Source organism: Isoptericola sp. Y581 (assembly GCF_059445475.1).
On sequence record NZ_JCAIUK010000012.1, the window covers coordinates 65337 to 88991 of the forward strand.

The 23655-nt window shown below is 72.3% G+C and carries 25 protein-coding genes and 2 pseudogenes; 17 read left to right on the plus strand and 10 right to left on the minus strand.

The features are described 5' to 3' along the window. The first annotated feature begins 5 nt into the window (after positions 1-5). The gene (locus tag AC1C2W_RS19040) at positions 6-2060 is read left to right on the plus strand and encodes an ABC transporter ATP-binding protein (protein WP_495414013.1); all 2055 of its coding nucleotides are present in this window, start codon (positions 6-8) and stop codon (positions 2058-2060) included. 67 nt (positions 2061-2127) lie between these two features. Here the strand turns inward: AC1C2W_RS19040 and AC1C2W_RS19045 are convergent, their stop codons facing one another. Further along, a complete protein-coding gene (locus tag AC1C2W_RS19045; protein ID WP_495414014.1) occupies positions 2128-2670 on the minus strand; it encodes a GNAT family N-acetyltransferase in 543 nt (180 codons plus the stop codon). A 66-nt stretch (positions 2671-2736) separates the two neighbouring features. Beyond that, positions 2737-3414 (minus strand): SDR family oxidoreductase, encoded by a 678-nt coding sequence (locus AC1C2W_RS19050; protein WP_495391245.1) that lies wholly within the window; start codon positions 3412-3414, stop codon positions 2737-2739. Between the two features lie 138 nt (positions 3415-3552). Here AC1C2W_RS19050 and AC1C2W_RS19055 point away from each other — a divergent pair, with 138 nt between their 5' ends. From AC1C2W_RS19055 to AC1C2W_RS19085, 7 genes are all read left to right on the plus strand, one after another. Further along, positions 3553-4572: an AraC family transcriptional regulator gene (locus AC1C2W_RS19055; protein ID WP_495391246.1), complete on the plus strand. Its 1020-nt coding sequence runs from the start codon at positions 3553-3555 to the stop codon at positions 4570-4572. A gap of 61 nt (positions 4573-4633) precedes the next feature. After that, entirely contained in the window at positions 4634-5464 is an 831-nt protein-coding gene (locus AC1C2W_RS19060) for a TrmH family RNA methyltransferase (RefSeq protein WP_495391247.1), read from the plus strand. A gap of 75 nt (positions 5465-5539) precedes the next feature. Continuing rightward, complete coding sequence (locus AC1C2W_RS19065; protein WP_495391248.1) at positions 5540-6427, plus strand: ABC transporter ATP-binding protein; 888 nt, start codon at positions 5540-5542, stop codon at positions 6425-6427. Positions 6428-6546: 119 nt separating this feature from the next. Next, the gene (locus AC1C2W_RS19070; RefSeq protein WP_495391249.1) at positions 6547-7527 is read left to right on the plus strand and encodes an ABC transporter substrate-binding protein; all 981 of its coding nucleotides are present in this window, start codon (positions 6547-6549) and stop codon (positions 7525-7527) included. A 37-nt stretch (positions 7528-7564) separates the two neighbouring features. Beyond that, positions 7565-9685, plus strand: a complete 2121-nt coding sequence (locus AC1C2W_RS19075) for an iron ABC transporter permease (RefSeq protein WP_495391250.1) — start codon at positions 7565-7567, stop codon at positions 9683-9685. A gap of 100 nt (positions 9686-9785) precedes the next feature. Continuing rightward, positions 9786-10736, plus strand: coding sequence for a universal stress protein (locus tag AC1C2W_RS19080; RefSeq protein WP_495391251.1), 951 nt, complete (start codon positions 9786-9788; stop codon positions 10734-10736). Between the two features lie 54 nt (positions 10737-10790). After that, the gene (locus tag AC1C2W_RS19085; protein WP_495414015.1) at positions 10791-11843 is read left to right on the plus strand and encodes a siderophore-interacting protein; all 1053 of its coding nucleotides are present in this window, start codon (positions 10791-10793) and stop codon (positions 11841-11843) included. 11 nt (positions 11844-11854) lie between these two features. Here the strand turns inward: AC1C2W_RS19085 and AC1C2W_RS19090 are convergent, their stop codons facing one another. Then, the gene (locus tag AC1C2W_RS19090; protein WP_495414016.1) at positions 11855-12439 is read right to left on the minus strand and encodes a YbaK/EbsC family protein; all 585 of its coding nucleotides are present in this window, start codon (positions 12437-12439) and stop codon (positions 11855-11857) included. A gap of 319 nt (positions 12440-12758) precedes the next feature. Here AC1C2W_RS19090 and AC1C2W_RS19095 point away from each other — a divergent pair, with 319 nt between their 5' ends. The 4 genes and pseudogenes from AC1C2W_RS19095 to AC1C2W_RS19110 form a co-directional block, all read left to right on the plus strand. Further along, positions 12759-12872: an SDR family oxidoreductase gene (locus AC1C2W_RS19095; protein WP_495391254.1), complete on the plus strand. Its 114-nt coding sequence runs from the start codon at positions 12759-12761 to the stop codon at positions 12870-12872. Positions 12873-12884: 12 nt separating this feature from the next. Continuing rightward, the gene (locus tag AC1C2W_RS19100; protein WP_495391255.1) at positions 12885-13469 is read left to right on the plus strand and encodes a TetR/AcrR family transcriptional regulator; all 585 of its coding nucleotides are present in this window, start codon (positions 12885-12887) and stop codon (positions 13467-13469) included. A 265-nt stretch (positions 13470-13734) separates the two neighbouring features. Beyond that, positions 13735-13899, plus strand: coding sequence for an SDR family oxidoreductase (locus AC1C2W_RS19105; RefSeq protein ID WP_495391256.1), 165 nt, complete (start codon positions 13735-13737; stop codon positions 13897-13899). Between the two features lie 83 nt (positions 13900-13982). Further along, positions 13983-14267: pseudogene (locus tag AC1C2W_RS19110) on the plus strand (phosphoribosylformylglycinamidine synthase subunit PurQ); the annotation flags it as partial. Positions 14268-14273: 6 nt separating this feature from the next. Here the strand turns inward: AC1C2W_RS19110 and AC1C2W_RS19115 are convergent. After that, the gene (locus AC1C2W_RS19115; protein WP_495391257.1) at positions 14274-14933 is read right to left on the minus strand and encodes a DUF1345 domain-containing protein; all 660 of its coding nucleotides are present in this window, start codon (positions 14931-14933) and stop codon (positions 14274-14276) included. Positions 14934-15073: 140 nt separating this feature from the next. Between AC1C2W_RS19115 and AC1C2W_RS19120 the strand changes: the two are divergent. Beyond that, positions 15074-15412 (plus strand): annotated as a pseudogene (locus tag AC1C2W_RS19120) (hypothetical protein); the annotation flags it as partial. 145 nt (positions 15413-15557) lie between these two features. Here AC1C2W_RS19120 and AC1C2W_RS19125 read toward each other — a convergent pair. Beyond that, entirely contained in the window at positions 15558-16478 is a 921-nt protein-coding gene (locus AC1C2W_RS19125) for an NAD-dependent epimerase/dehydratase family protein (RefSeq protein ID WP_495414017.1), read from the minus strand. A 263-nt stretch (positions 16479-16741) separates the two neighbouring features. Next, positions 16742-17152, minus strand: coding sequence for a hypothetical protein (locus AC1C2W_RS19130; RefSeq protein ID WP_495414018.1), 411 nt, complete (start codon positions 17150-17152; stop codon positions 16742-16744). A 381-nt stretch (positions 17153-17533) separates the two neighbouring features. On the opposite strand from AC1C2W_RS19130, the gene AC1C2W_RS19135 reads away from it, so the two are divergent. Together AC1C2W_RS19135 and AC1C2W_RS19140 are read left to right on the plus strand one after the other, a co-directional pair. After that, on the plus strand, positions 17534-17902 hold the full coding sequence (locus AC1C2W_RS19135; RefSeq protein ID WP_495414019.1) for a hypothetical protein: 369 nt from the start codon (positions 17534-17536) through the stop codon (positions 17900-17902). A gap of 100 nt (positions 17903-18002) precedes the next feature. After that, positions 18003-18227, plus strand: coding sequence for a hypothetical protein (locus AC1C2W_RS19140; protein WP_495391329.1), 225 nt, complete (start codon positions 18003-18005; stop codon positions 18225-18227). Between the two features lie 146 nt (positions 18228-18373). Here the strand turns inward: AC1C2W_RS19140 and AC1C2W_RS19145 are convergent, their stop codons facing one another. Continuing rightward, positions 18374-18760 carry an ArsR/SmtB family transcription factor gene (locus AC1C2W_RS19145; RefSeq protein WP_495391328.1) on the minus strand — a complete coding sequence of 129 codons (387 nt, stop codon included), beginning with the start codon at positions 18758-18760 and terminating at the stop codon, positions 18374-18376. Positions 18761-18799: 39 nt separating this feature from the next. Between AC1C2W_RS19145 and AC1C2W_RS19150 the strand changes: the two genes are divergently transcribed. Further along, positions 18800-19609, plus strand: coding sequence for an NADPH-dependent F420 reductase (locus AC1C2W_RS19150; protein ID WP_495414024.1), 810 nt, complete (start codon positions 18800-18802; stop codon positions 19607-19609). A 35-nt stretch (positions 19610-19644) separates the two neighbouring features. Further along, positions 19645-20601 carry a zinc-binding dehydrogenase gene (locus AC1C2W_RS19155; protein WP_495414025.1) on the plus strand — a complete coding sequence of 319 codons (957 nt, stop codon included), beginning with the start codon at positions 19645-19647 and terminating at the stop codon, positions 20599-20601. A gap of 234 nt (positions 20602-20835) precedes the next feature. On the opposite strand, the gene AC1C2W_RS19160 is transcribed toward AC1C2W_RS19155, so the two are convergent. From AC1C2W_RS19160 to AC1C2W_RS19170, 3 genes are read right to left on the minus strand one after another with little or no spacing between them, the layout of a single operon-like run. After that, positions 20836-21522: a response regulator gene (locus AC1C2W_RS19160; protein WP_495414020.1), complete on the minus strand. Its 687-nt coding sequence runs from the start codon at positions 21520-21522 to the stop codon at positions 20836-20838. Next, positions 21512-22684, minus strand: coding sequence for a sensor histidine kinase (locus AC1C2W_RS19165; protein ID WP_495414021.1), 1173 nt, complete (start codon positions 22682-22684; stop codon positions 21512-21514). Before AC1C2W_RS19165 ends, AC1C2W_RS19160 begins: the two co-directional genes overlap by 11 nt. 27 nt (positions 22685-22711) lie before the next feature. Continuing rightward, complete coding sequence (locus tag AC1C2W_RS19170; RefSeq protein ID WP_495414022.1) at positions 22712-23497, minus strand: hypothetical protein; 786 nt, start codon at positions 23495-23497, stop codon at positions 22712-22714. Positions 23498-23655 lie beyond the last annotated feature (158 nt).

Sequence of the window (23655 nt, forward strand, 5' to 3'; positions counted from 1 at the left end):
ACGGCATGAGCACCGAGTCTCGAGGAGACGGCGTGAGCACCGACCGCAAGGTCCCGGCAGCGGGCGCACGTGCCGGCGGTGGCGGTCCCCGCCCCGGCGGCCCGATGGGCATGGGCGGCGCTCCCGGCGCCAAGCCGATGGACTTCAAGGGGTCGCTCGTCCGGTTCGCGCAGGTGATGCGCCCCGAGCGCGCCCGCGTCGTCCTGCTGACCCTGTGCGGCGTCGTCTCGGTGGCCCTCACCGTGGCCGGGCCGAAGATCCTGGGTGAGGCGACCAACGTCATCTTCGAGGGAGTGGTGGGCAAGGCGCTCGGCGCGTCCCTGCCGGCCGGCACCACCGCCGAGCAGGCGATCGAGGGGCTGCGCGCCTCGGGCGACACGACCCAGGCGGGGCTCCTGGAGGGGATGAGTAACCTGGTGGTCGGGCAGGGCGTGGACTTCGCCCGCCTCGCGCAGATCCTGATGTGGGTGCTGGTCATCTACGTGGGCGCGTTCCTGTTCGGCTGGCTGCAGGCTCGGATCATGACCATCGCGGTGCAGAACACGATGCGCCGCCTGCGCGACGACGTCGAGGCCAAGCTGCACCGCATCCCGCTGGGCTACGTGGACAAGCAGGCCAAGGGCGAGATCCTTTCGCGGGTCACGAACGACATCGACAACGTGGCGCAGACCACCACGCAGACCCTGGCCCAGCTCGTGACGTCCGCGCTCACCGTGATCGGCGTCCTCGGGATGATGTTCTGGATCTCGTGGGTGCTGGCACTGGTCGCCCTCGTCACGGTGCCGCTGTCGGTGATCCTGACGATGCAGATCGCCAAGCGCTCGCAGCCGCAGTTCGTGGCCCAGTGGGCGGCGACGGGCCGGCTCAACGCGCACGTCGAGGAGATGTTCACCGGCCACTCGCTGGTCAAGGTGTACGGGCGTCAGCAGGCGGCCGCCGAGACGTTCGCCGGCGAGAACGACGCGCTCTACGACGCCTCCCGGAAGGCGCAGTTCATCTCGGGCACGATGCAGCCGACGATGGGCTTCCTGGCGAACCTCAACTACGTGGTGGTCGCCGTCATCGGCGGCCTGCGGGTGGCGTCCGGCCAGCTCTCCCTGGGCGACGTGCAGGCCTTCATCCAGTACTCGCGGCAGTTCACGCAGCCGCTGACGCAGATCGCGTCGATGATGAACCTGCTGCAGTCCGGCGTCGCGTCGGCGGAGCGCGTGTTCGAGCTGCTCGACGCGCCGGAGCAGAGCAAGGACCCGGACGACCCGCAGCGGCTGGCGCACGTGCAGGGGCGCGTCGCGTTCGAGGACGTGTCGTTCTCCTACGACCCCCAGACGCCTCTCATCGAGCACCTGGACCTCGTGGCGGAGCCCGGGCAGACGATTGCGATCGTCGGCCCCACGGGCGCCGGCAAGACGACGCTGGTCAACCTGCTCATGCGGTTCTACGAGGTGAACGGGGGGCGGATCACGCTGGACGGCGTGGACACCCGCGCGATGACCCGCGACGACCTCCGCTCGCGGATCGGCATGGTGCTGCAGGACACCTGGCTGTTCAAGGGCACCATCGCCGAGAACCTGCGGTACGGGGTGCGCGATGGGGTGACGGTGAGCGAGGAGGAGTTCCTCGCGGCCACCCAGGCCACGCACGTCGACCCGTTCGTGCGCACGCTGCCCGACGGGTACGAGACGGTGCTGGACGACGAGGCGACCGCGTTGTCGGCGGGGGAGAAGCAGCTGCTGACCATCGCCCGCGCGTTCCTCGCCGACCCCGAGATCCTCGTGCTCGACGAGGCGACGAGCTCGGTGGACACGCGCACGGAGGTGCTCGTGCAGCAGGCGATGAACGCGCTGCGGGCGAACCGCACGTCGTTCGTCATCGCCCACCGGCTGTCGACGATCCGCGACGCGGACTCCATCGTGGTGATGGAGCACGGGCAGATCGTGGAACAGGGCGACCACGAGACGCTGCTCGCCGCGGGCGGGGCGTACGCGCGGCTGTACGAGTCGCAGTTCACCGCCCCCGCGGTGGACGAGGAGGAAGTGGTCGCGGGACCCGCCGGGGTCTGAACCCGTGTCCGGTGCGCGAACCCGGGGCGTCGTCCCTCGGCCGCACGTGCTGCTCTGGAGATTCAGGTCAGGGCAGCACGAGCAGCCGGGCGGGCGGCGCCCCGTCTCGCTGCCAGTCGAACCGGGCCTCGCCCACCACGCGCCACCCGCGGTGCAGGTAGACGGCGTGCGCCACGCCGTCGCGGTCGTCGACGTCGAGCACGGGAGTGCGGCCCTGCGCGCGCAGGTGCGCCACGGCGACGTCGAGCAGCGCGCTTCCGACGCCGCGGCCCTGCGCGGTGAGGCCCACGAAGAGCACCGACACGCAGCCGAGCTCGGCGACCGGCCGCCCGACCCCTGCCGACCAGATCGCCCCGAAGCGGTCGTCGGGCACCGTGGTGACGCTGACGTGCCCGACCACCTGCCCCCCGACCTCGGCGACCCACGCGCGCTCCTCGTCCGGGCGCACGAGAAACTCCTCGACGGGGAACGGCAGCAGCCACCGGTGCGGGTAGCGCGACGCGGGCTGCTGGGCGGCGAGCACCTCGGCGAGCACGGGTAGGTCGGCCTGGTCGCGGTCGCGGACGACGACAGCGGGGGCGGGCACGGTGCGGATCTCGGCGTGGGACACGGTGCGATCCTGGCACGGGACCCCGACGCCCCGCCCACCAGGACCGTCACTGCACCAGGGCCGGGGTCAGCCCGACACGCTGAGGGTCGCACCCACCGCGGCGGGGTCGGCGAGCGCCTCGGCGTGCACGCGCGCGAGCCGGGCGCGCGAGACCTTGAGCCCCGCCCGGGTGTCGTCGGTCGTGACGTGGGCGGGCGCGGCCGGGCCGTCGGTCGCCTCGTCGTCGGTGAGCGAGACGGGGCGCACGATCGTCCAGTCGAGCCCGCTTGCCCGGACGGCCTCCTCCTGGCGTGCCGAGTCCTTGAACTGGCGCCCGATGACGAAGCGGAACACCAGCTTCCACGTGAGATCGAGGTGCCGCCAGGATTCCCCCAGGCCGTACGTCGTCTGGGCGACGACTCTCCGGACCCCCGTCTCGCGCATCGCCGCGAGCACGGTGGCCGTGCCGCGGGAGCGCACGTCCAGCGCGGTGCTCGCCCGGCGCAGCCACTGGACGGCGAGCGGGTTGTCGGAGATGCCGAGCGTGACCACCACGGCGTCCTGACCCGCGACCGCCTTGGCGACGGCCTCGGGATCCAGCACGTCCCCGTCGACCGGACGCACGGCGCCGGCCCCAGGGATCGTCCCTGCGAACACGGCGCTCGCCGTCCGTCCGAACGCCGTGACCGTGTGCCCGTCGGCCGCGAGCTGCCGCGTCACGGCGAGGCCGGTGCCGCGCGTCGCTCCTACCACCAGGACATGCATGAGGTGCCTCCTACGTCGCAGGCAGGGCCGCGAATCGGCCCCGCGTCTGGATCCAGACTCTCGGCCCTCAGTCGGACGAACAATAAGCGGATGTCCGCATTCATTGACTGATCGTCCGGCCGGGCGCAGGATGGCGTCATGAGCGACGAGGTCATGGCGACGACGCTGCCGGTGCCTGGCGCCGGGCTCCCGCAGGAGGACCCCTGGGCCGACGTGCTGGGCGACCTGGAGATGACTGCCGTCTTCTGCTCCACGGGCAGGTTCACCGAGCCGTGGGGCATCGCCCTGCCCGCGCTGCCGAGCGTCATGATGTTCCACCTGCTGCTCGACGGCCGGGCAGTGGTCGACGTGGACGGCGAGCGGCAGGACCTCGGCCCCGGCGACCTGGTGCTGGTGCCGCACGGCACCGGGCACCACATCACCGGGGCGGCCGAGGACCGGGCCACCGGGCTGTGGGAGATCGACCGCACGGTCGTCGCCGAGCGGTACGAGCAGCTGCGGATCGACGGTGGCGGTCGGCCGGCGACCCTGGTCTGCGGGGCCGTCGGGTTCACGGACCCCGGCGTGGGGCGGCTGCTGGCCAGCCTCCCCCCGGTGCTGCGGGCGCCGTCGGGGGCGGACGTCGCCGGGGAGGGCCCCGAGGGCGGGTGGCTGCGCGCCGTCGTCGAGGCGATCAGCCACGAGGCGCGGCACCCCCGGCCGGGCACCGACGTCGTGACCGCGCGCCTCGCGGACGTCCTCCTCGTGCACGTGGTGCGCGGCTGGCTGGAGGCCGAGGAGCCGGCGTCGGGCTGGATCGCGGCGTTGCGCGACCCGGCGCTCGGCCCGGTGCTGCGCGCCGTGCACGCTGCGCCAGGGGACGCGTGGACGCTGGCGTCGCTCGCCGCCGTGGCGCACCTGTCCCGGTCGGCGTTCGCCGAGCGCTTCGCCGCCGTGGTGGGCGAGCCCCCGATGACCTACGTGGCGGGATGGCGGATGGACGCCGCCGCGCGGCTCCTGCGCGAGCCCGGGACGAGCGTGGCGGGCGTGGCCCGGCGGGTCGGCTACGACTCCGGGCCGGGCTTCCACCGCGCGTTCGTCCGCCGGTACGGGACGACGCCGGGCGCCTGGCGCACGGCGGGCGCGCCACGCACCCTCGAGGACGTCCTCCCGCGCTGACGCGACGGTGCCGAGCCGATGAGGTGCCGGTGCGGGTGGTGGCTCGGGGGAGAATGCCCCGGTGAGCACCCCCGAGCCCGTGCACGTCACCGACCCCGCCGACCCGCGCCTGCACGACTACACCGACCTCAAGGACGTCAAGCTGCGCGCGGCGCGCGAGCCCGCCGAGGGGCTGTACATGGCGGAGTCGTCGTCGGTGATCCGCCGCGCCCTGGAGGCAGGGCACCGGCCGCGGTCGTTCCTCATGGGGTCCAAGTGGCTGGCGTCGATGGCGGACGTGGTCGCCGAGCATCCCGAGGCGCCGGTGTACGTCGCGGACGAGGACGTGCTGCGCCGGATCACCGGGTTCCACCTGCACCGCGGGGCGCTCGCGGCGATGCACCGGCCGGTGCTGCCGAGCGTCCACGACCTCCTCGCCGGAGCGCGGGGCGGCGCCGGGGCGCGACGGGTGGCCGTGCTCGAGGACCTGGTGGACCACACGAACGTGGGTGCGGTGTTCCGCAGCGCCGCCGCCCTCGGCGTGGACGCCGTGCTGGTCTCCCCGCGCTGCGCCGACCCGCTGTACCGCCGGTCGGTGCGGGTCTCCATGGGCACGGTGTTCCAGGTGCCGTGGACGCGCCTCGAGTCGTGGCCCGGCGGGCTGCACGCCCTGCAGGACGACGGGTTCACCGTCGCGGCGCTCGCCCTCGCCGACGACGCCGTCTCCCTCGACGACCTGGCCGCCGACCCGCCCGAGCGCCTCGCGATGGTGCTCGGCACGGAGGGCGACGGGCTGTCCCGCGGGGTGGTCGAGGCGGCCGACACGGTGGTGACGATCCCGATGGCCGGGGGAGTCGACTCGCTCAACGTGGCCGCCGCCTCCGCCGTCGCGTTCTGGGCGACGCGCGCCTGACCGGTGACCCGCGTCACAAGGAATGACGATACAGGGGGATGACGAAACCCCTAGGTGAAGGTTAGCCTCACCTATGTGAGTCAGACCTTGGTTCCGTCGGCCGAGCCGGTGCCCGTGGCTGTGTCCGCGGTCGCGTCCCGCCCCGCCGCCGCGCTGGCCGGCCGCGGCCTGCGCCTCTCCTACGACAAGCGCACCGTCGTCGACGGCGCGCGGATCGAGCTGCGGGCCGGTGCCGTCACCGCGCTGCTCGGCCCCAACGGCTCGGGGAAGTCGACGCTGCTGCGCTCGCTCGCCCGCCTGCATCGCCCCGACGCCGGCACGGTCGTGCTCGACGACGCCGGTGACGGCGGGAGCGCCGCCACCGACGCGCTCGCGCTGCACCCCAAGGACTTCGCCCGGCGCGTCACCCTGCTCTCGCAGGGCCACCCCACGCCCAGCGGCGTCACGGTGCGCGACGTGGTCGCCTACGGGCGCCACCCGTACCGCGGCCGCTTCCGCTCCGCCGACGCCGACGGCCCGCGCGCGATCGCCCACGCCATGGACGTCACGGGCGTTGCCGAGATGGCCGAGCGCGGCGTCGACGAGCTGTCCGGCGGCGAGCTGCAGCGCGTGTGGCTCGCGACGTGCCTCGCCCAGGACACCGGCGTGCTGCTGCTCGACGAGCCCACCACCTACCTCGACCTGCGGTACCAGGTGGAGCTGCTCGACCTGGTGCGCGACCTCGCCACCGAGCACGGGGCCGCGGTCGGCGTCGTCCTGCACGACCTGAACCAGGCCGCCGCCGTCGCGGACGACGTCGTCGTGCTGCACCGGGGCGAGGTGCGCGCGGCCGGCCGCGCCGACGAGGTGCTCACCAGCGAGCTGCTCACGGACGTCTACGGCATCCACGTCGACGTCACCACGCACCCGGTCACGGGGCGGACGCGCTGCGAGGCCGTCGGCCGGCACGTCGCGCGCGTGTGACGAGACCTGCACCACCGACCCACCACCGACCCACCACCGACCTACCCGCGCCGGCACCACCGCCCGGCACCCTCGTGCCCGCGCCCGCGGCGCACCGGCCCCGAAGGACACCCATGCGTATGACCACCCGACCGCTGCTCGCCGGCGCTGCCGCTGCCGTGGCGGCGCTCGCCCTCACCGCGTGCGGCACCACCGAGGACCCCACGTCGGAGGCGGCCCCCGAGACGTCGGCCGCGACCGGCCCGGTCACCTACACCGACGAGCGGGGCGAGCACACCCTTGACGCGCCCGCGGCCGACATCGTCTCCCTCGAGTGGGGGCTCACGGAGAACCTCGTCGCCCTCGGGGTGGAGCCGGCCGGGCAGGCCGACGTCGCGGGGTACAACACGTGGGACACGGTGGCGCCGATCGACGAGGGCACGCCCGACGTCGGCACACGAGCAGAGCCGAGCCTCGACGCGATCTCGGCGTTGGAGCCCGACCTGGTCGTCACGACCACCGACCTGCCGGAGAACGTCATCGCGCAGATCGAGGAGGTCGCGCCCGTGCTGACGCTGCGCGGCTCCGACGGCGAGGACCCGCTCGGGTACATGCGCGAGACGGTGACCACCCTCGGCGAGGTGACGGGCACCCAGGACGCCGCGGCCGCGGCGCTCGACGACTTCGACGCCAAGGTCGCGGAGGCGACCACCGCCCTCGACGAGGCGGGTCTCGCGGGCGCCGAGTTCGCGATGGCGGACGGCTGGATCGCCAACGGCACCGTGACGGTGCGGATGTACACGCCGGGGTCGTTCTTCGGCGCGCTCGGCGAGGAGGTCGGCCTCAAGAATGCCTGGACCGACGGCGGTGACCCCGACTACGGCCTCGCGCAGACCGACGTCGAGGGGCTGACCGCGCTGGGCGACGTGCAGTTCGTCTACGCCGCGAACGACTCCGAGGCGGACCCGTTCGCCGATGGCCTGAAGGACAACAAGGTCTGGGCGCAGCTGCCGTTCGTCACCGCCGGCCACGTGCACCGCAGCCCCGACGGCATCTGGATGTTCGGCGGGCCGCTGTCCGGCGCGGCGTACATCGACGCGCTCGTCGACGCGCTCGCCTGACCCCCCGTCCGGCGGCTGAGCAGCAGGTGAGCGACGGGTGGGCAGCACCGTGAGCACGACGGCGGAGGACCTCGCGGGGCAGGCCGGTGCCACGCCCGGCACGAGGGCGGGGCGGGCGGCCCCCGCGCGCATCGTCGCGGCCTTCGGCCTCGCCCTGCTCGCGGTGCTGCTGCTGTCCGCCGTCCACCTCGCCCAGGGGACCGCGGACGTCGGCGCCCTCGACGTGCTGCGCGCCGTCGTCGGGGCGGACACCGACCAGACCGTGGCGGTCCTCGTCTCGTCCCGGCTGCCGCGGCTGCTCGCCGGCCTCCTGGTCGGGGTGGGGCTCGGCGTCGCTGGCGCCGTGCTGCAGTCGGTGGCGCGCAACCCGCTGGCCTCGCCGGACACGCTCGCCGTCAACGCCGGGGCGTACGTCACCGTCGTCGCGGCGGCGGCTCTCGGCCTGACCGTGCCCTTCTACCTGCAGGGCGGGCTGGCCTTCCTCGGCGGGCTGGCCGCCGCCGCGCTGGTGCTCGCCCTCGCCCGCGGCGGCGCCGACGGGCCCACCCGGCTGGTGCTCGCCGGGTCGGCGATCATGCTCGCACTGCACTCGCTGACCATGGTGCTGCTGGTGCTCTTCGAGCAGGAGACCACCGGCCTGTTCGCGTGGGGCAGCGGCAGCATCGTGCAGTCGGGGTCGCGGACGGTGGCGCTCGCGGCGCCCGTCGTGCTGGTCGGCGTCGCCGGCGCGCTGCTGCTCGCACGGCGGCTGGACCTGCTCGGCCTCGGCGACGACGCCGCACGGGTCCTCGGGATCGACGTGCGGCGCACGCGCGTGGTGTCGGTGCTGGTGGCCGTGCTGCTGGCCGCGATCGCGGTGACGGTCGCCGGCCCGATCGGCTTCGTCGGCCTCGCCGCGCCGGTGATCGCGCGGCTGGTCGGGCGCCGCGTGCCCGGCCTCGGGCGGCACACCCTGCTGCTGCCCTTCTCCGCGCTGGTCGGCGTCGTCGTGGTGCTCGGCTCCGACGTGCTGCTGCGGGCGGTCCTGCCCGGCCAGGCGTCGGTCGTCATCCCCACGGGTGTGGTCACGACCGTGCTCGGTGCGGGCATCCTCGTGTGGATGGCCCGCCGGCTGCGGGACGCCGGGGCCGGCGCGCGCGGCGCCCGGGGCGCGCTCGGCCGCCCCCGCTCGCGCGCGCGGGTCGTCACGGTGCTCGTGGTGCTCGGCGTCGCGCTCGTCGCGGCCGTGGTCGCCGGCCTGCTGCTCGGGGACCGGCTCGTGCTGCTGGGCGACGTCGCGAACTGGGTGCAGGGCGCGGCCGGGCGGCAGGTGGCGTTCGTGCTCGACCAGCGCGTGCCGCGCGTGCTCGCGGCCCTGCTCGCCGGCGCGGCCCTCGCCCTCGCGGGGACGATCGTGCAGGCCGTGTGCCGCAACCCGCTCGCCGAGCCCAGCCTGCTGGGCGTCACGTCGGGGGCCGGGCTGGGCGCGGTCACCATGATCCTGCTGGTCCCCGGGGTGGGGATCTGGCCCATGTCCGCGGCCGCCGGCCTGTGCGCGCTCGTCGTCTTCGCCCTGGTGTACCTGCTGTCCGCGCGCGGCGGCCTCGGCTCGGAACGGCTGGTGCTGGTCGGCATCGGCGCACAGGCCGGCACCACCGCGCTCATCACCCTCGTCGTGCTCGTCATCGCGCCCTGGGACGTCAACCTCGCGCTCACGTGGCTTTCCGGCTCGACGTACGGGCGCACCCTCGAGCAGCTGCTGCCCGTCGCCCTGGCACTGCTGGTGCTGGTGCCGCTCGCCGTGACGTACCGGCGGGAGCTCGACGTGCTGTCGCTCGACGAGGACACGCCCCGGGTGCTGGGCCTCGCGGTGGACCGCTCGAGGCTGGTGCTCCTCGGCGCGGCGGCCCTCACCACCGCCGCCGCGGTCTGTGCCGTCGGCGTCATCGGGTTCGTGGGCCTCGTCGCGCCGCACGCGGCGCGGGCGTTGGTCGGCGCCCGGCACGCCCGCGTGCTGCCGGTGGCGATCCTGCTCGGCGCCCTCCTGGTGTCGGCGGCCGACACCCTGGGCCGGGTCGTCATCGCACCCGGACAGATCCCCGCCGGCCTCGGCACCGCCCTGCTGGGCGCGCCCTACTTTGTCTACCTTCTGTGGCGCACGCGGGGGCGCGGCGCCTGACCGGCCGCGTCAGGTCTCGTCGGTCGAGCTTGTCGAGACCGGGTGCCGACACCCACGAACAGCGGTGTCGAGCGCGACCGCGGCGAGAGACGATGGCAGGGTGAGCGACGGCACGACCGCCCCGGTGGTCCTCGGCTACGACGCGTCGGAGCCCGCCGAAGTCGCCCTCGTCTGGGCGGCGCGGGAGGCACGGGCGCGCGGGGCGATGCTGCGCGTCGTCTACGTGCGGGACGCGCACGACACGGGTGTTGCCGCCCGCCCGCACGGGGGCGACCTGGGGGAGCGCGGCGACGAAGGGCCCTGGCCCGTCGTGGAGGAAGCGGCCGCGCGCGCCCGCGACGTGGCGCCGGGCGTGACGACCGAGACGTTCGTCGAGTACGCCTCGCCCGCCTCCGCCCTGGTGGGCATCTCCGGCGACGCCGGCGCCCTGGTGCTGGGCGCCACACACCACGGCGGCCTCTACGAGGCGGTCCGGGGAACCGTGGTGCTGCAGGCCACCGCGCACGCGCACCGCCCCGTGATCGTGGTGCCCGCGGGGGCGGCGCGGCCGGACCTGCCGGCCGACGCGCCGGTCGTGGTGGGGTACGACGGGTCCGAGCCCGCGGGCCTCGCCCTCGACGCGGCCACGGAGTCCGCCTGGCAGCTCGGGCGCGCGCTGCGCATGGTGGTGGTCTGGCGGCCCGGGGTCACCGAGTGGGTGGTCTCGCGCGGGGCCACGGAGCACGAGGGGCACGACATCACCGAGGCCGACGCGGGCGAGGTGCTGGAACAGGCGCTGGCCCGGGTGGAGGAGCGGCTGCGGGAGCTCGGCGCCGCGCCGGGGGCGCTCGAGGTGCTCGGCGAGACGCGCGAGGGGCAGGTTGCCCGCGTCCTGCACCGCGAGGCCGAGGCGGCGGAGCGCCTGGTGCTGGGCACCCGCGGCCGCGGCGGCTTCGCCTCGCTGCTCCACGGTTCCGCGACGCACACGCTGGCGCGCACGTCCGCCTGCCCGGTCGTCGTGGTGCGGGCACGCGACGAGCACAAGGGTCCCGCGCGCGACCCGGACATGTGACGACGGTCACCCGGGCTTGCGGAACCGGGGTTAGGTGAGGTTAGGCTAACCACCGTGACCGAGACCGTCGAGGCGACGCAGCGCGCCGAAGAGCAGCCCGCGCAGGACGCCGCCCCCGAGCAGTCGTACCGGATGTTCGACGTCGCGGTCTCGCGGGTGACGCGGCTGTGCCCCTCGTTCATCCGCATCACGTTCGCCGGCGACGACCTCCACCTGTTCGCCGACAACGGTCGCGACCAGCGGATCAAGTTCCTGCTGCCCGCGCCGTGCGGCGGCTGGGAGTACCTGGACCGGCAGAACCCGGACTGGTTCACGTCGTGGCGGGCGCTGCCCGAGGAGCGTCGGAACCCGCTGCGCACGTACACGGTCCGCTCGGTGCGTCAGGACTTGCGCGAGGTGGACGTCGACATCGTGCTGCACGGCGACACCGGGCCCGCCTCGCGCTGGGCCAACGGCGCGACGCCGGGCACGCCGCTGGTGATCATGGGCCCGAACGCCGCGTACACCGGCGGGTCGCACGGCGGCCTGGAGTTCAACCCGCCCGCCGGCAGCCATGCGCTGCTGCTGGCCGGCGACGAGACCGCCGTCCCCGCGATCGCCGCGATCTGCGAGTCCCTGCCCGAGGACGCCATCGGCGAGGTCTTCCTCGAGGTGCCGCACCGCGAGGACCGCTGGACGCTGGTGGCGCCCGCCGGGGTGCGGATCACCTGGCTGCCGCGTGAGGAGCGTGAGCACGGGGGCGTGCTGGTGCCGGCCGTGAAGGACGCCGCTGACCGGCTGCTCGCGATGGGCGTGCGCCCGTCGTCCGACGCGCCCCTGATCCCCGAGCCGTTCGCCACGGACGCCGGCCGTCCCGCGCTGACTGCCGCGGGGGTGGACCTGGACGGCGAGCTGCCCGACGTGGACATCGACGCGGAGATCCTCTGGGAGGTCCCGGTCGACGCCGCGGGTCACCCCCTCGCGCAGGACACCGTGCTGTACGCCTGGCTGGCCGGCGAGGCCGGCTCGATCAAGACCCTGCGCCGCTACCTGGTCTCCGAGAAGGGCGTGGACCGCAAGGCGGTCGCGTTCATGGGGTACTGGCGCCGCGGTCGCGCGGAGAGCTGAGCCCGTAGCCGTCAGCCGCGGGCGACGCCCAGGTCCTCGACCACCTCGACGCCGGGCATCGCGCACAGCAGCTCGCCGGGCATGAGCAGCTTGGACCGACGCAGGCCCGAGCCCATCAGGGCCAGCGTGCCCGGCTCGGCGAACCGGGAGTCCACGAGCACGCGCCACGCGGACGGCAGGTCCACCGGGGTGATGCCGCCGTACTCCATCCCCGACTCCGCCGTCGCCCGGTCGGTGGGCAGGAACGACGCCTTGCGGGCGTCGAGCAGCTTGCGCACCCGCGTGTTGACGTCGGCGAACGTGGTCGCGGTGACGACGCACGCGGCGACGCGCTCGACGTCACCCCGGCGGCCCGCCACGACCACGCAGTTCGCGGAGGCCTCGGGCGACAGGCCGTGCACCTCGTTCAGCGTGGCCGTGTCGGCGTGGTCGGGGTCGATCTCGGCCACGGCGACCTGATCGGCGACCCGCGGCTCGACCTCGGCCCAGGCCCGCAGCGCGTCGAGCACCGGCGCGGCGAGCAGGTCGGGGTGGTCCAGCGCGGGAGCCCAGGGGAGGTCGCCGAGCGTCGGCAGTCCCGTCGTCGTCCCGCTCATCGCGCGCACGTGGCGGGGGCGGGGAGCAGTGCATACGGGTCGGGGGGAAGGGGGTGCTCGAAGTCCATGCGGGCCATGGTGCCCGACTCGCGACGATGCTGGCCAGGGACGCACCGTGGTACGGTCCCTCCCGAACCGACCGGCCGGTATGTTGCAGGCCGGGTCGACGACGGAGCCGGACGCAGGCGGGCACGGAGGGGCGATGGAGCGCAGGTTCGAGGGCAGGGTCGCGCTGATCAACCTTACGCAGCAGCTCCCGTGCGCTCTACGAGGGGCACGAGGACGAGGCGATCGCGCGGTACCCCCTTCTCCCCTCGGGGTGCCCGAGGACGTTGCCGGACCGGTCGCGTTCCTGCTCTCCGACGACGCCGCCTGGGTCACCGGGCAGACGCTCCGGATCGACGGCGGCGCGAGCATCGGGCCGGTGGGGTGAAGGATGGGAGCCATGAAGAGTACCCACGTCGCCGACCGGGTCACCGCCGAGGCCCTGGACCTGTTCGCCACCCAGGGCTACGCCACGACCAGCGTGCAGCAGATCGTCGAGGCCGCGGGCGTCACCAAGGGCGCCATGTACCACTACTTCCAGTCCAAGGACGACCTGCTCTTCGCCATCTACGACCGCATGCTGGCGCTGCAGAAGGCGCACCTCGACGAGATCGTCGCGGCCGGCGGGTCGGTCGAGGACGTGGTGCGGGCGGTGTGCGTCGACGTCGTCGAGACGTCGATCGACTTCCTGCCCGAGGGCACGGTCTTCTTCCGCAGCATGCACATGCTCACCGAGCCGCGCCTCAAGGAGGTCACGCAGCGGCGGCGCGAGTACCACGACGAGTTCGCCGCGCTGCTGCGTGCGGGCCAGGACGAGGGCGTGTTCCGCACGGACGTGCCCCGGTCGCTGCTCGTGGCGCACTTCTTCAGCGACGTGCACTACCTGTCGCACTGGTACTCGCCCGAGGGCCCCGAGACCAAGACCGAGGTGGCCCAGCAGCTCACCGAGCTGTTCCTGCGCGGGATCCGGGCGATCCCCAGCTGACCCGACCTGTTCCGACCCGCACCGACCGCACGACCTTCGAGCGACGAGAGCGACGAGAGCGACGATGAACTCGCAGCTGCCCCGACCCTTGTCCCGACCCCCGGGCCGACCGTGCGCGCCTGGCGCGTGACCCGCACCGGGGAGCCCACCGACGTGCTCCGGCTCGACGAGGTCCCGGCGCCGCAGCCCGGGCCGGGCGAGGTGCTGGTGCGGACGCGGGCCGTGGCCGTGAACTTCCCGGGCGTGCATCGGCTCGGCCCTCGGGGTGCTGATCGACCCGTCCCGCACGCCGATACCGTTGGGCCGCGGCGGCGCCCCGGACGACCTCACCGGCGTGGTCGTCTTCCTCGCGAGCGACGACTCCGCCTACCTGACGGGCGCAGAACTCGTCGTCGGCGGCGGCATGACCGCCGGCGTCGGCCACCGCTGACCTGAGCGCCCGGACAGTGGCGTGCACCCACTCGGCGACGTCATCTGCCGCGGCCTCGAGATGTTCCGTCGAGTGCGTCGTGCGCGGGTGCCGCGCCTCGGTTTCATCCAGTTCACGGCGGTCCGACAAGGCACGTCTGCCACGGCTTCCAGATCCTCACCGACGCGCACCTGCTGCCCGGCTCGATGGTCAACCCGAACGGCTCCCGCCGCGGCATCGTGGGCATCACCTACGCCGCGGGAAAGGCCGTCGGGCTCATGCCGCACCCCGAGCACGCCGTCGAGGCGGGCTTCGGCCCGGCGAGCGACCCGCCCGCGCGCTGGTCCCGACGGCTGGGCTTCCTCACCTCGGTGCTGGGCTCGCTCGTCCACGCGTCACATGCCGGCGACGAGGTTGACCAGCCCCGCGAGGATCACCGAGCCGAAGAGGTAGGCCAGGAGCGCCTGCGCGAGCGCGGCGCGGCGCATCTCGGACGACTGCAGGTCCGTATCCGAGATGGCGAAGCTCATACCGACCGTGGCGCCGATGTACAGGAAGTCGGTGTATCGCGGCGGGGCGTCCTGGTGGAAGTCGATCCCCCCGTCCGGGCCCGTGTAGTACAGCCGGGCGTAGCGGAGCCCGAAGTGGGTGTGGACCGTCGCCCAGGAGGCAGCGACGCTGAGCACGGCGATCGCCGCCGTCATCACACGGCGCGACTCGTCGCCCGTGGCGAGCACGAGCCCGACGACGCCGAGGCTCGCGACGGCGGCGACGAGGATGATGAGGTGCGTGACCGCGCGCCTCGGCTCCTCGCGGGTCGCATGGGCCGCCGTCTCGCCGGCGTCCATGGGCCAGATCGTCACCCACGTCCACACCATGTCCGTCGCGGCGAGGGCGACCCATCCGAGGGCCAGCGAGATGGCCGGATCGAACACGCGCCACGCGGCCACCGTCGCGAGCGCACCGACGACGACGGCGATGAGCAGCCGTGCGAGGGCCGACGTGTCGGCGACCCGACGACGTCGGCCCGGGCGCGGACTGCGGGAAGAGGGCACGGCGACAGTCAAGCACCGTCGTGGGGCGGATGAGCGGTGAACGCCCGGGTTGGGCCCACGCGCCCGACGTGCGTCATCCGCGAGCTGTGTCGTAAATGCCCAGGCTGTCCGCGGGACGTGCGTTGACACATCTTCTCTTGATGGGCCAGGCCCCTCGCCATCCGCGGCTGGCTCGACACGGCCCGCAGACACGGCCGCCACCTGCTGACCGACCTCCGCCACGCCGCCTGGGCGGTCAGCTCGCCGTCCCGCTCGTCAACCAGGTCCGGGTGGGCGCCGGCCAGCCAGCGGGTCAGGCCGGCGCAGTCCAGGCCGGGCACACGATCTGGTTCGGTGCCCGCGACGACGCCCGCGGCCACGCGGCCGCCGAGGAGCTCGGCGGGCGCTTCGTCCGGCTCGACGTGCTCGACGACGCCTCGGTCGAGGCCGCGACCGCGCTCGTCGGCGCGCGTGGCGGGCTCGACGTCCTGATCAACGATGCGGGAATCGAGCCCCGCCTCGCCGGCAACGCCGTCCCGACGCCGGCGAACGAGACGGCGGCTCGGCACGATTGTCCGACAGAGCGACTTCGTCCTGATGCCGACAGATGTGTCGCACCGTCACACGGCTCGGTGCACTTGGTCGTTAGTGCCAGTGGTGCCGGGGGCTCCAGTCGAGCAAATTCTCCACGGGGCCGGTGTCGAGCAGAGGGGCGTACGAGACTCCTTCCCGAATGGCCTCGGTGTGGAGCGGTACGTCTGGCAACACCATGCTGAGCAGTTCCCGGGTCGTGAGCCCTGACGAGCTGATGTCGGGTCCGTTGACGAGGAGCCGGTGGTGCCCGTGCACGCCGGGTGCGACGAGAGCACGAAAGATGCACGTGGCGAGGTCGCGGACGTCGATGAAGGCCCCGTATTCCCAGAACGGCAGGTATTCGGACTCGGGGTTCTCGTTGCGTGCGGCTCGGATGTGCTCGGCGATGTCGGCGTTGACGACGCCGGGTGGGCGTAGGCAGAGAGTCGGTGTTCCCGTGGTCGCGGTGAACGCCGCGCAGAGTTCCTCGGCTGCCAGTTTCGAGTGTGCGTACGCTCCGCGGGGGACAACAGGGTGGTCGTCGTCGAGCGGCAGGTAGGCGGGGAGCCCTTGGCCCATGAAGCAACCAAGAACGTCGATGCTGCTGAGGAACACGAATCGATCGATGTGGGCGCGCTCGGCTTCTCTGAGGAGCACGGCGGTGCCCCGTACGTTCGTCGCCATCACCGCGGCCGGCCCGCCGGTAGAGCGAGGGTCGATGGCACCGGGGTCGTCGACCGCATCGTCGAGAGCCGCGAGGTGCACGACGAACCGAACGCCTCTGACCGCCTCGCGCACTGTGCCGGAATCCCTGACGTCCTGGCTGTCGGCGAGGTCGAGACCCCGCACCTCCATGCCCGCGGCCTCGAGCGTGCGCACGACTTCCTGGCCGATCATTCCGCGGTGACCGGTGACGACGACCTGGTGGTCAATGGATCGTTCTGGTTGCTGCCCCATCGGGCAAGGGAAGTACACGTGCCCCTCCTTGGCCACGCAATACATCCGGTAGCCCAGTGCCTGTGTGGTCCGCGCCACGCCGTCACCGAGCGAAGTGCGCGACCCGCCACGGCAGTTGACCGGCTCCCACGCGGTTCCAGAACCGGTCTCGCTGCGAGGTTTCGAAACCTCCAGAACCCGATTCTGGCGCGCCCCAGAATCGGTCAGTTTTGGAGCGCCGACAGCGATTGTTGAGGTCCGACAGGGCCGTCACTTCTCCGCCGCGGCGGGGACGGCATCAAGGCCACCCGGGACGTTGCTCATCTCGTTGTGGGATGGAACGACGTCAACGCGGTCGGGTCGTAGGGCGCGACGACGATCTGGACGTCGTCCTCGTAGATGACGCGTCCCGGGTCTTCAGACTCGACCCGGACGCACACCACGTCGTGCGCCGCCAGAATCTCGAGGTAAGGCGGCACCCGCTCGATGAGGTGGGTGGCCGTTTCCTTGAACCACGCTGTGGCGCGCGGATGCGCGATCTCGTCGTAGACGGAGGGATCAGTGTTGGTCGGGTCCGGGTAGGCGGCGGTGTACCAGTCGTTCCCTGCGCGCCACGCCGCGTGTTCGTCGGGCGTCAGGCGTCCAGCACGTCCGAGGAGGTTGGTGAGCCCGAAGACGCCAGTGTGCACACCGCGCTTGCCGGGGATGGGCGACTGAAAGCGGACGAACATGGACGCAATCTCACCACGAGCCCGTGACACTGGACCTCAAGACGGTCCTGCGCGTGCGGGCGACCGGCCGTGGGTATCGAAACACCCAGAACCCGATTCTGGCGCGCTCCAGAATCGGTCAGTATTGAACTGCGTGGAGGCTCAGCGCTGGGGCCGGATTTGGCATCGGCTTCTTCTGATTGAATCTGCGTGGCGGCGCACCGGTGCGCCTCGTGTTTCTCGTGGATGGAGCGCCAGGTGGACAGACGGAGCCCGAGATCCCGCCTTCGGATCGTCGGAGCGCTGGGGCTCGCCACCGTGGGCCTGCTGGCTGGATGCGGCGCGCCCATCGGGCCCCCGCCTGACGCCGCCCCGCCGGCTACACCGACAACGCGCGAACCCATGCCTACATCCAGGGTGGCAGACATGTGTGCGGTGCTTCCCACCTACGTCGCCGGCACCAACGACGTTCCCGGGCAGCCCGACGGCGGCTACGAAGGCTGGTTCAACAGCACGCCCGCCGATGCCGACGGACGGCCACTCAGCGATCCAGCGGACTGGCCCGAGGAGATGCGGGAGCACCCCAGGGTCGCCCTCGTGAACACCTGGTCCAACACCGTCGTCGCGTCCTACGACCGTGTGCGGTGCGGCGAGGTCGAGGGCTGGCAGGTGCCGGAGGACACGTCCGACTGGCCGCAGAGGTCCCTGGTTGTCGTGGACGTGTCGACGGGCGAAGTCGTCGAGCATTTCGCGGTCGGCCGTGACGGGTGACGAAGACGTGGCCCCGGTGCCGGCAGGGCGGCCGGTGCCCGCTGATCGCAGGACCGCTCGGCGAGCCTTCGTCGTGGCGCTCTGGTGTTTCGGATGGTGCGTGGCACTGCTCTCCGTGTTCCCGCTCCTGACGCTCCTGTTCGAGTACGTGCTGCCCGATGGCTTCTGGCCCCTGGCCATCTACACGATGCCGCTCTGGTACCTGGTGAAGATTGCCGCACCGATCCTCTTCCTCGCTGGAACGGCATGGTGTGTTGTGGCCATCGTCCGAACGGTGCGGCAAGCGCATGAGACACGGCGGGATCCCGGTATCCAAGCAGACTGAGGCGAGCTCTCGGGCGGTCATGCTCGACCCAGAGGTTTCGAATGCTCCAACACCCGATTCTTCCGCGCCCCAGAATCGGTCGGATCTGGTGCTCGGTGAATCGACTCAGAACGTCCGACGCGCCCGGCGTGGACCTGAGCTGCCGCCTACTTGCCGGGCTCAACCGTGCCGCCGTCCCCGACCTGGGTAGCAGGTCCGCTCGCGGCGGCCGGCGTGACGGCCAGCTCCTTGAGTACTAGCGGCACGAGGCCGGGGAAGCGGCTGTCGAGTTCTTCGCGGCGCAGCCAGTTGCGGTGACGCGTGCCGTCCACCTCCTGTCGGATCAGCCCGGACTCGCGAAGCACTCGCCAGTGGCGTGTCAGCGCCGACTTGGATACGCCGAAGTCGGAGGTGCTGCAGGACGTGCCCGGATCAGCGGCGATGTACGCAACAAGTGCGCGCCGGACGGGGTCGGCTAGGGCGGACATGACCTCGAAGAGGTCGATCTCGTCCGCGCTAGGGACAGTGAGCGGTCGTGCCAGGCGGCTGGCCATCTTCGCGCCTTCTCTCTGGATGACTTGATGATGTACACGATGTCGCGTACATTACGATGTACACAAGCAAGCGTACATCTACCCAGGGAGACAACCATGAAGATTTCCGTGATCGGGGCCGGTGCCATCGGCGGCAACCTCGCACGACTGCTCAGCACGGCCGGACACGACGTGCTGGTCGCAGACGCCCGTGGACCAGAGGTCGTACCAGCCGAAGCGCTGGAGGCCGGCGCGCGGGCGGTGCAGCTCGACGCTTCGACCGCCGACCGAGAGGTCGTCATCCTCTCGGTTCCGTTCTCAGTGCAGCCCAAGCTCGCCGACCTCGTCGCCAGCGCTCCCGACGATGCGGTCGTGGTCGATTCATCGAACTACTACCCGCAGCTGACCGGGCCGCACGAGGCCGCGGACAGCGGACAGGTCGAGAGCCTGTGGAGCCAGGAGCAGTTGGGCCGACCGATCGTCAAGGCATGGAACGCCGCACTGGCCGAGACGCAGCGGACCCAGGCGCGCCCGGCCGGACACCCTGACCGGATCGCCCTGCCTGTCGCCGCAGACTCAGACCGAGCACGCAATCTCGTCATGCAACTTGTCGACGACACGGGCTTTGACCCCTACGACGCCGGCGTACTGGCCGAGTCGTGGCGACAGCAGCCGGGCACGCCCGCGTACTGCACCGAGCTGAATGTCCAGGAGCTGGGTCAGGCCCTCGCCATGGCCGACAAGGATGCCGGCCCGGTCAACCGCGACCGTCTCATGGACCACTACGCGAGCCTCACCGCACCGCTGACCCGCGAAGAGGCCGTGGCGACCAACCGCGCAGGCACGACACCAACCGGCAGCACCCGTTGAGCAGCGCAACAAGAATGACAAGCACTGTGAGCACCATGAAGTCGTGGCGGTTCCACGGCACCGGCAAGCCGTTGACCCTGGAAGACGTCGAGGTCCCGCACGCGGGCCCGGGAGAGGTAGTCGTCGACGTCAAGGTCGCCGGTCTGTGCCACTCCGACGTCAGCACGCTCGAAGACCCGGGATGGATGAAGTCCTTCCCGCGCATCCCGATGACCTTGGGACACGAGAACGCTGGAGTCGTCAGCGAGGTCGGTCCCGGAATGGAGCAGTGGACGGTCGGCGATCGAGTCGGGATCGCTCCGGCCATGCCCGACGGCGACGCCATCGGCTACGGAGCCTGGGACGGTGGCTACGGCCCCAAGATTCGCGCCACCGCCCACAACCTCGTCCAACTCCCTGACGAGCTGAACTTCGAGCTCGGAGCAATGGCCACCGACGCAGGCCTCACGTCCTACCACGCCATGGTCACCGTCGGAGGGGCGACGAAGGGCATGAAGGTCGGGGTGATCGGGCTCGGCGGGCTCGGCTACATCGGCGCCCGCGTCGCCGCCCTCCGGGGCGCTGAGGTCTACGCCGCCGATATCGACCCCCGCGCCCGGCAAAACGCCGCCGGGATGGGATTGGCTGGCGTTGCCGAGTCGATCACAGAGTTCGCCGACAAGGATCTCGAGCTGATCGTCGACTACGCGGGGTTCGGGTCCACCACCGCGGACGCGGTGGAGACACTCGGGAATGGTGGGATGTTGGTCCAGGTTGGCCTCGGCCGCCTGGAGGCCACGGTGAACACCAAGGCCGTCGTGTTCAAGCAGCTCAAGATCCTCGGCTCCCTGTCCGGCACCAAGCAGGACCTTGCTGAGCTGTACGAGCTGATGCGCAGCGGCGAACTCAATCCACCGCTCAACAGGATCGACCCTGACGAGATCCCCCAGGGTCTCGAACGACTGCGCAAGGGAGGGGTGGTCGGCCGCCTGCTGGCTGTCTACGGCGATTGACCATGCCTGCATCCGGCCCGGGCACCCACACCAACCTGGTGTCCACAAGAACCAGTGCGCCAAGATGGCGGGCCGCGCCCAAGGAGGTTTCGAAACCTCCAGAACCCGATTCTGAGGCGCTTCAGAATCGGTCAGTTCTGAAGCAGGACGCCCGGCCAAGAGCGTCACGGTCGCGCGGCTGTGATGAGGAGTCGTTCGAAGCTGTCCGTGACGCCTGTGGGCGAACTTCAGTCGTCATTCGCGGCCGGTGCGAACTTCTACGAGGCCGGTCTCGTAGGCCACGATCACGAGTTGCGCCCGGTCGCGGGCGTGCAGCTTGGCTAGGAGGCGCCCGATGTGGGTCTTGACGGTGGCGAGGCTGAGGTGGAGGTGCTCGGCGATCTCCGTGTTGGACAGCCCGCGCGCGACGACGTCGAGCACCTCGAGCTCCCGGTCGGTGACTCCGTCCAGGGTCCGGGCCGTGGGGCGTCCTGGCTCCGGGCGGCGGGCGAACTCGGCGATGAGCCGGCTCGTGATCGAGGGTGTGAGGAGTGCCTGGCCCGCGGCGACGACCTCGATGGCGGCGAGGACGTCGGGCGGGGGCGCGTCCTTCAGGATGAATCCGGCCGCTCCGGCTCGCAGCGCGGCGTAGACGTACTCGTCCAGGTCGAAGGTCGTGAGGATGAGGACGCGGACGCCGGCGAGGGAGGGGTCTGCTGTGATGCGTCGGGTCGCCTCGATTCCGTCGAGCTCCGGCATGCGGACGTCCATCAGCACGACGTCCGGCAGCTCGCTGCGGGCGAGTTCGACGGCCTCGGCCCCGGTCGCGGCCTCGCCGACGGTCGTCATCCCCGGGGCGTGCTCGACCAGGAGCCGGAAGCTCCCGCGCACCATCGCCTGGTCGTCCGCCACTAGCACCCGGATCGGCCTGTCATCCGTCATGTGAGTCGCCCTTGTCGATCGGCAGTCGAACGGACATCGAGAAGCCGCCGGCCGGGCGGGGGCCTGCATCGAATGTCCCGCGGTAGAGCATGACTCGCTCCCGGACCCCGAGCAGCCCGTGGCCGCCCGGCAGCGCGCCGTCACGGCGTCGGCCACCGGCCGGCGGCCCTTCGTCGATGACGTCGACACGCACCTCCTCGCCCGCCGCAACCTCGACGGTGACGGTGCAGCGGGTCGGGGCGGCGTGCCGCACGACGTTGGTGAGCGCCTCCTGGACGATTCGGTGGACGGTCGCCTGCAGCCCTTCGGTCAGCACGTCCCCGCCCCGGACGGTGAGGTCGATCGCCACCCCGGCGCGCCTCGCCTCGGCCGCCAGCGCGTTCAGGTCCCGGAGGCGGGCGGTCGGTCCGCGCGGTGCGACGTCGCTGCGCAGCATGCCCAGCGTGCGCCGCATCTCGTTCAGCGCGCCTCGGCTGGTCTCCTCGATGTCCTTCAGCGCCGTCCGCGCTTCGAGCGGGTCCGCCTCCGCGACGTGGCCGGCGACGCCGGCCCGGACCGCGATGAGACTGAGGTGGTGCGAGACAATGTCGTGCAGCTCGCGGGCGATCCGGAGGCGTTCCTCCTCCACAGCCCGCTCCTGTTCGTACCGGCGTCGTCGCCGGGCGTCCGCCCGCCTGCCGCGCACCACGATTCCGGCCGTCCAGGCGCCGCCGACCACGAGGACCACGAGAGCGGCGAGGCCGAGGGCGCCCGACGGGTTCTCGGTGGGTGTCACTGAGGCCGCCCCCAGGTACACCGCGACCCCCGCCACTGGCAGCGTGACCGCGAGGGCGGCCGTGGCGCGCCGGACCGGCTCGGCCAGCCCGACCATGTAGGCCGCCAGCCCTGCTGCGACGAACGGCTCGCGGACGATGTCGAGGAGCGTCGCGGCAGCCAGGGCGGCCACGACCGTGCCCAGGACGGGGACAGGCCAGACGCGACGGACCGCGACGGGCAGCCCGGCTGCCGCGGCGACCAGGCATCCCAGCCAGAACGGGCCATCGAAGCTCGCCTGGCCGTCGTCGGAGCCCATCCGCACGAAGCCGACGTAGATGGCGGTCAGGGCGACGGCCGCCACGACGTCGACCAGGAACAGGTTGCGGCGGCCGGCCGTGGGCGTCATGGTCCGACGGTAGCCGGGGGCGACCACTCAGCCCGCCCGACCGAGCAGCACCAGCACGACGAGAACCAGCGCCGCGGTCGCGGCCCAGCGCAGGACCGTGACGCGTCGTGGGCGGGGCCCCTCGCGCCACAGCGAAAGGCCCAGCGGAACGAGAGCGACGCACAGCCCCGTTAGAGCCACCAGCGACAGGGGTGTTGTGCCCTTGAGGACGCCCAAGGGAAGCGCCGCCGTGAGCCCGAGCGCAAGCGCTCGCACCGGCCCGAGCACACCCGCGCGCCACGCGCCGACAGCGAGCACGACCCAGCCCGCGAGGATGGCAAGGTTCAGAGCCGAGAAGACATGGAAGGCGCCATAGCCAGCCGTCACGACGGAGGTGGCGGCCCCGACCCCCTTGGCGTGCACCAACTGGAACGCGAGGTGGTCCACCCCGGCGTGGAACGCGCGGGCGAAGAGCCCGGACACCGCTAGCATCCCGCCCCAGAGGCCCCACCCAGGGCGGCGCACGCCGATCCGGGCGGCCAACACGACGACGGCGGGCCAGAGCAGCACGTTCCCCGCGGCGAAGAACCCGTACGCCGCGGACATCAGCACCGGGCTCTGCGCGGACGCCGCGAGCTGGTCGGGATAGAAGAAGTGGACGCGGGACCGCAGCACCGCCCCCGCCAGCATCATGAGCGGGGCGAGCATCATGGCCGCGCCGCCCACCCAGCGTCCGAGGAAGCCGGTGGCGTCCCATCGTTCGATCGGCAGGAGGTCGTGCAGCCGGTCGCGGCGCGGCTTCGGGTCCCCCACAGGGGCCGTCGGGTTCGTCATGCTCCGAGCATGCCCGGCCCGCCACGCGAAGACATCAGACCAGGGCGTGGACCCCAAAGTCAGACCCAGGGATGACGGGCGCCGGGGTCAGAGCGTTATTCACGGGCTCGGGGTTAGCCATGGGTATGTGATGGCCTGACCTACATCGTTGCTGGTCA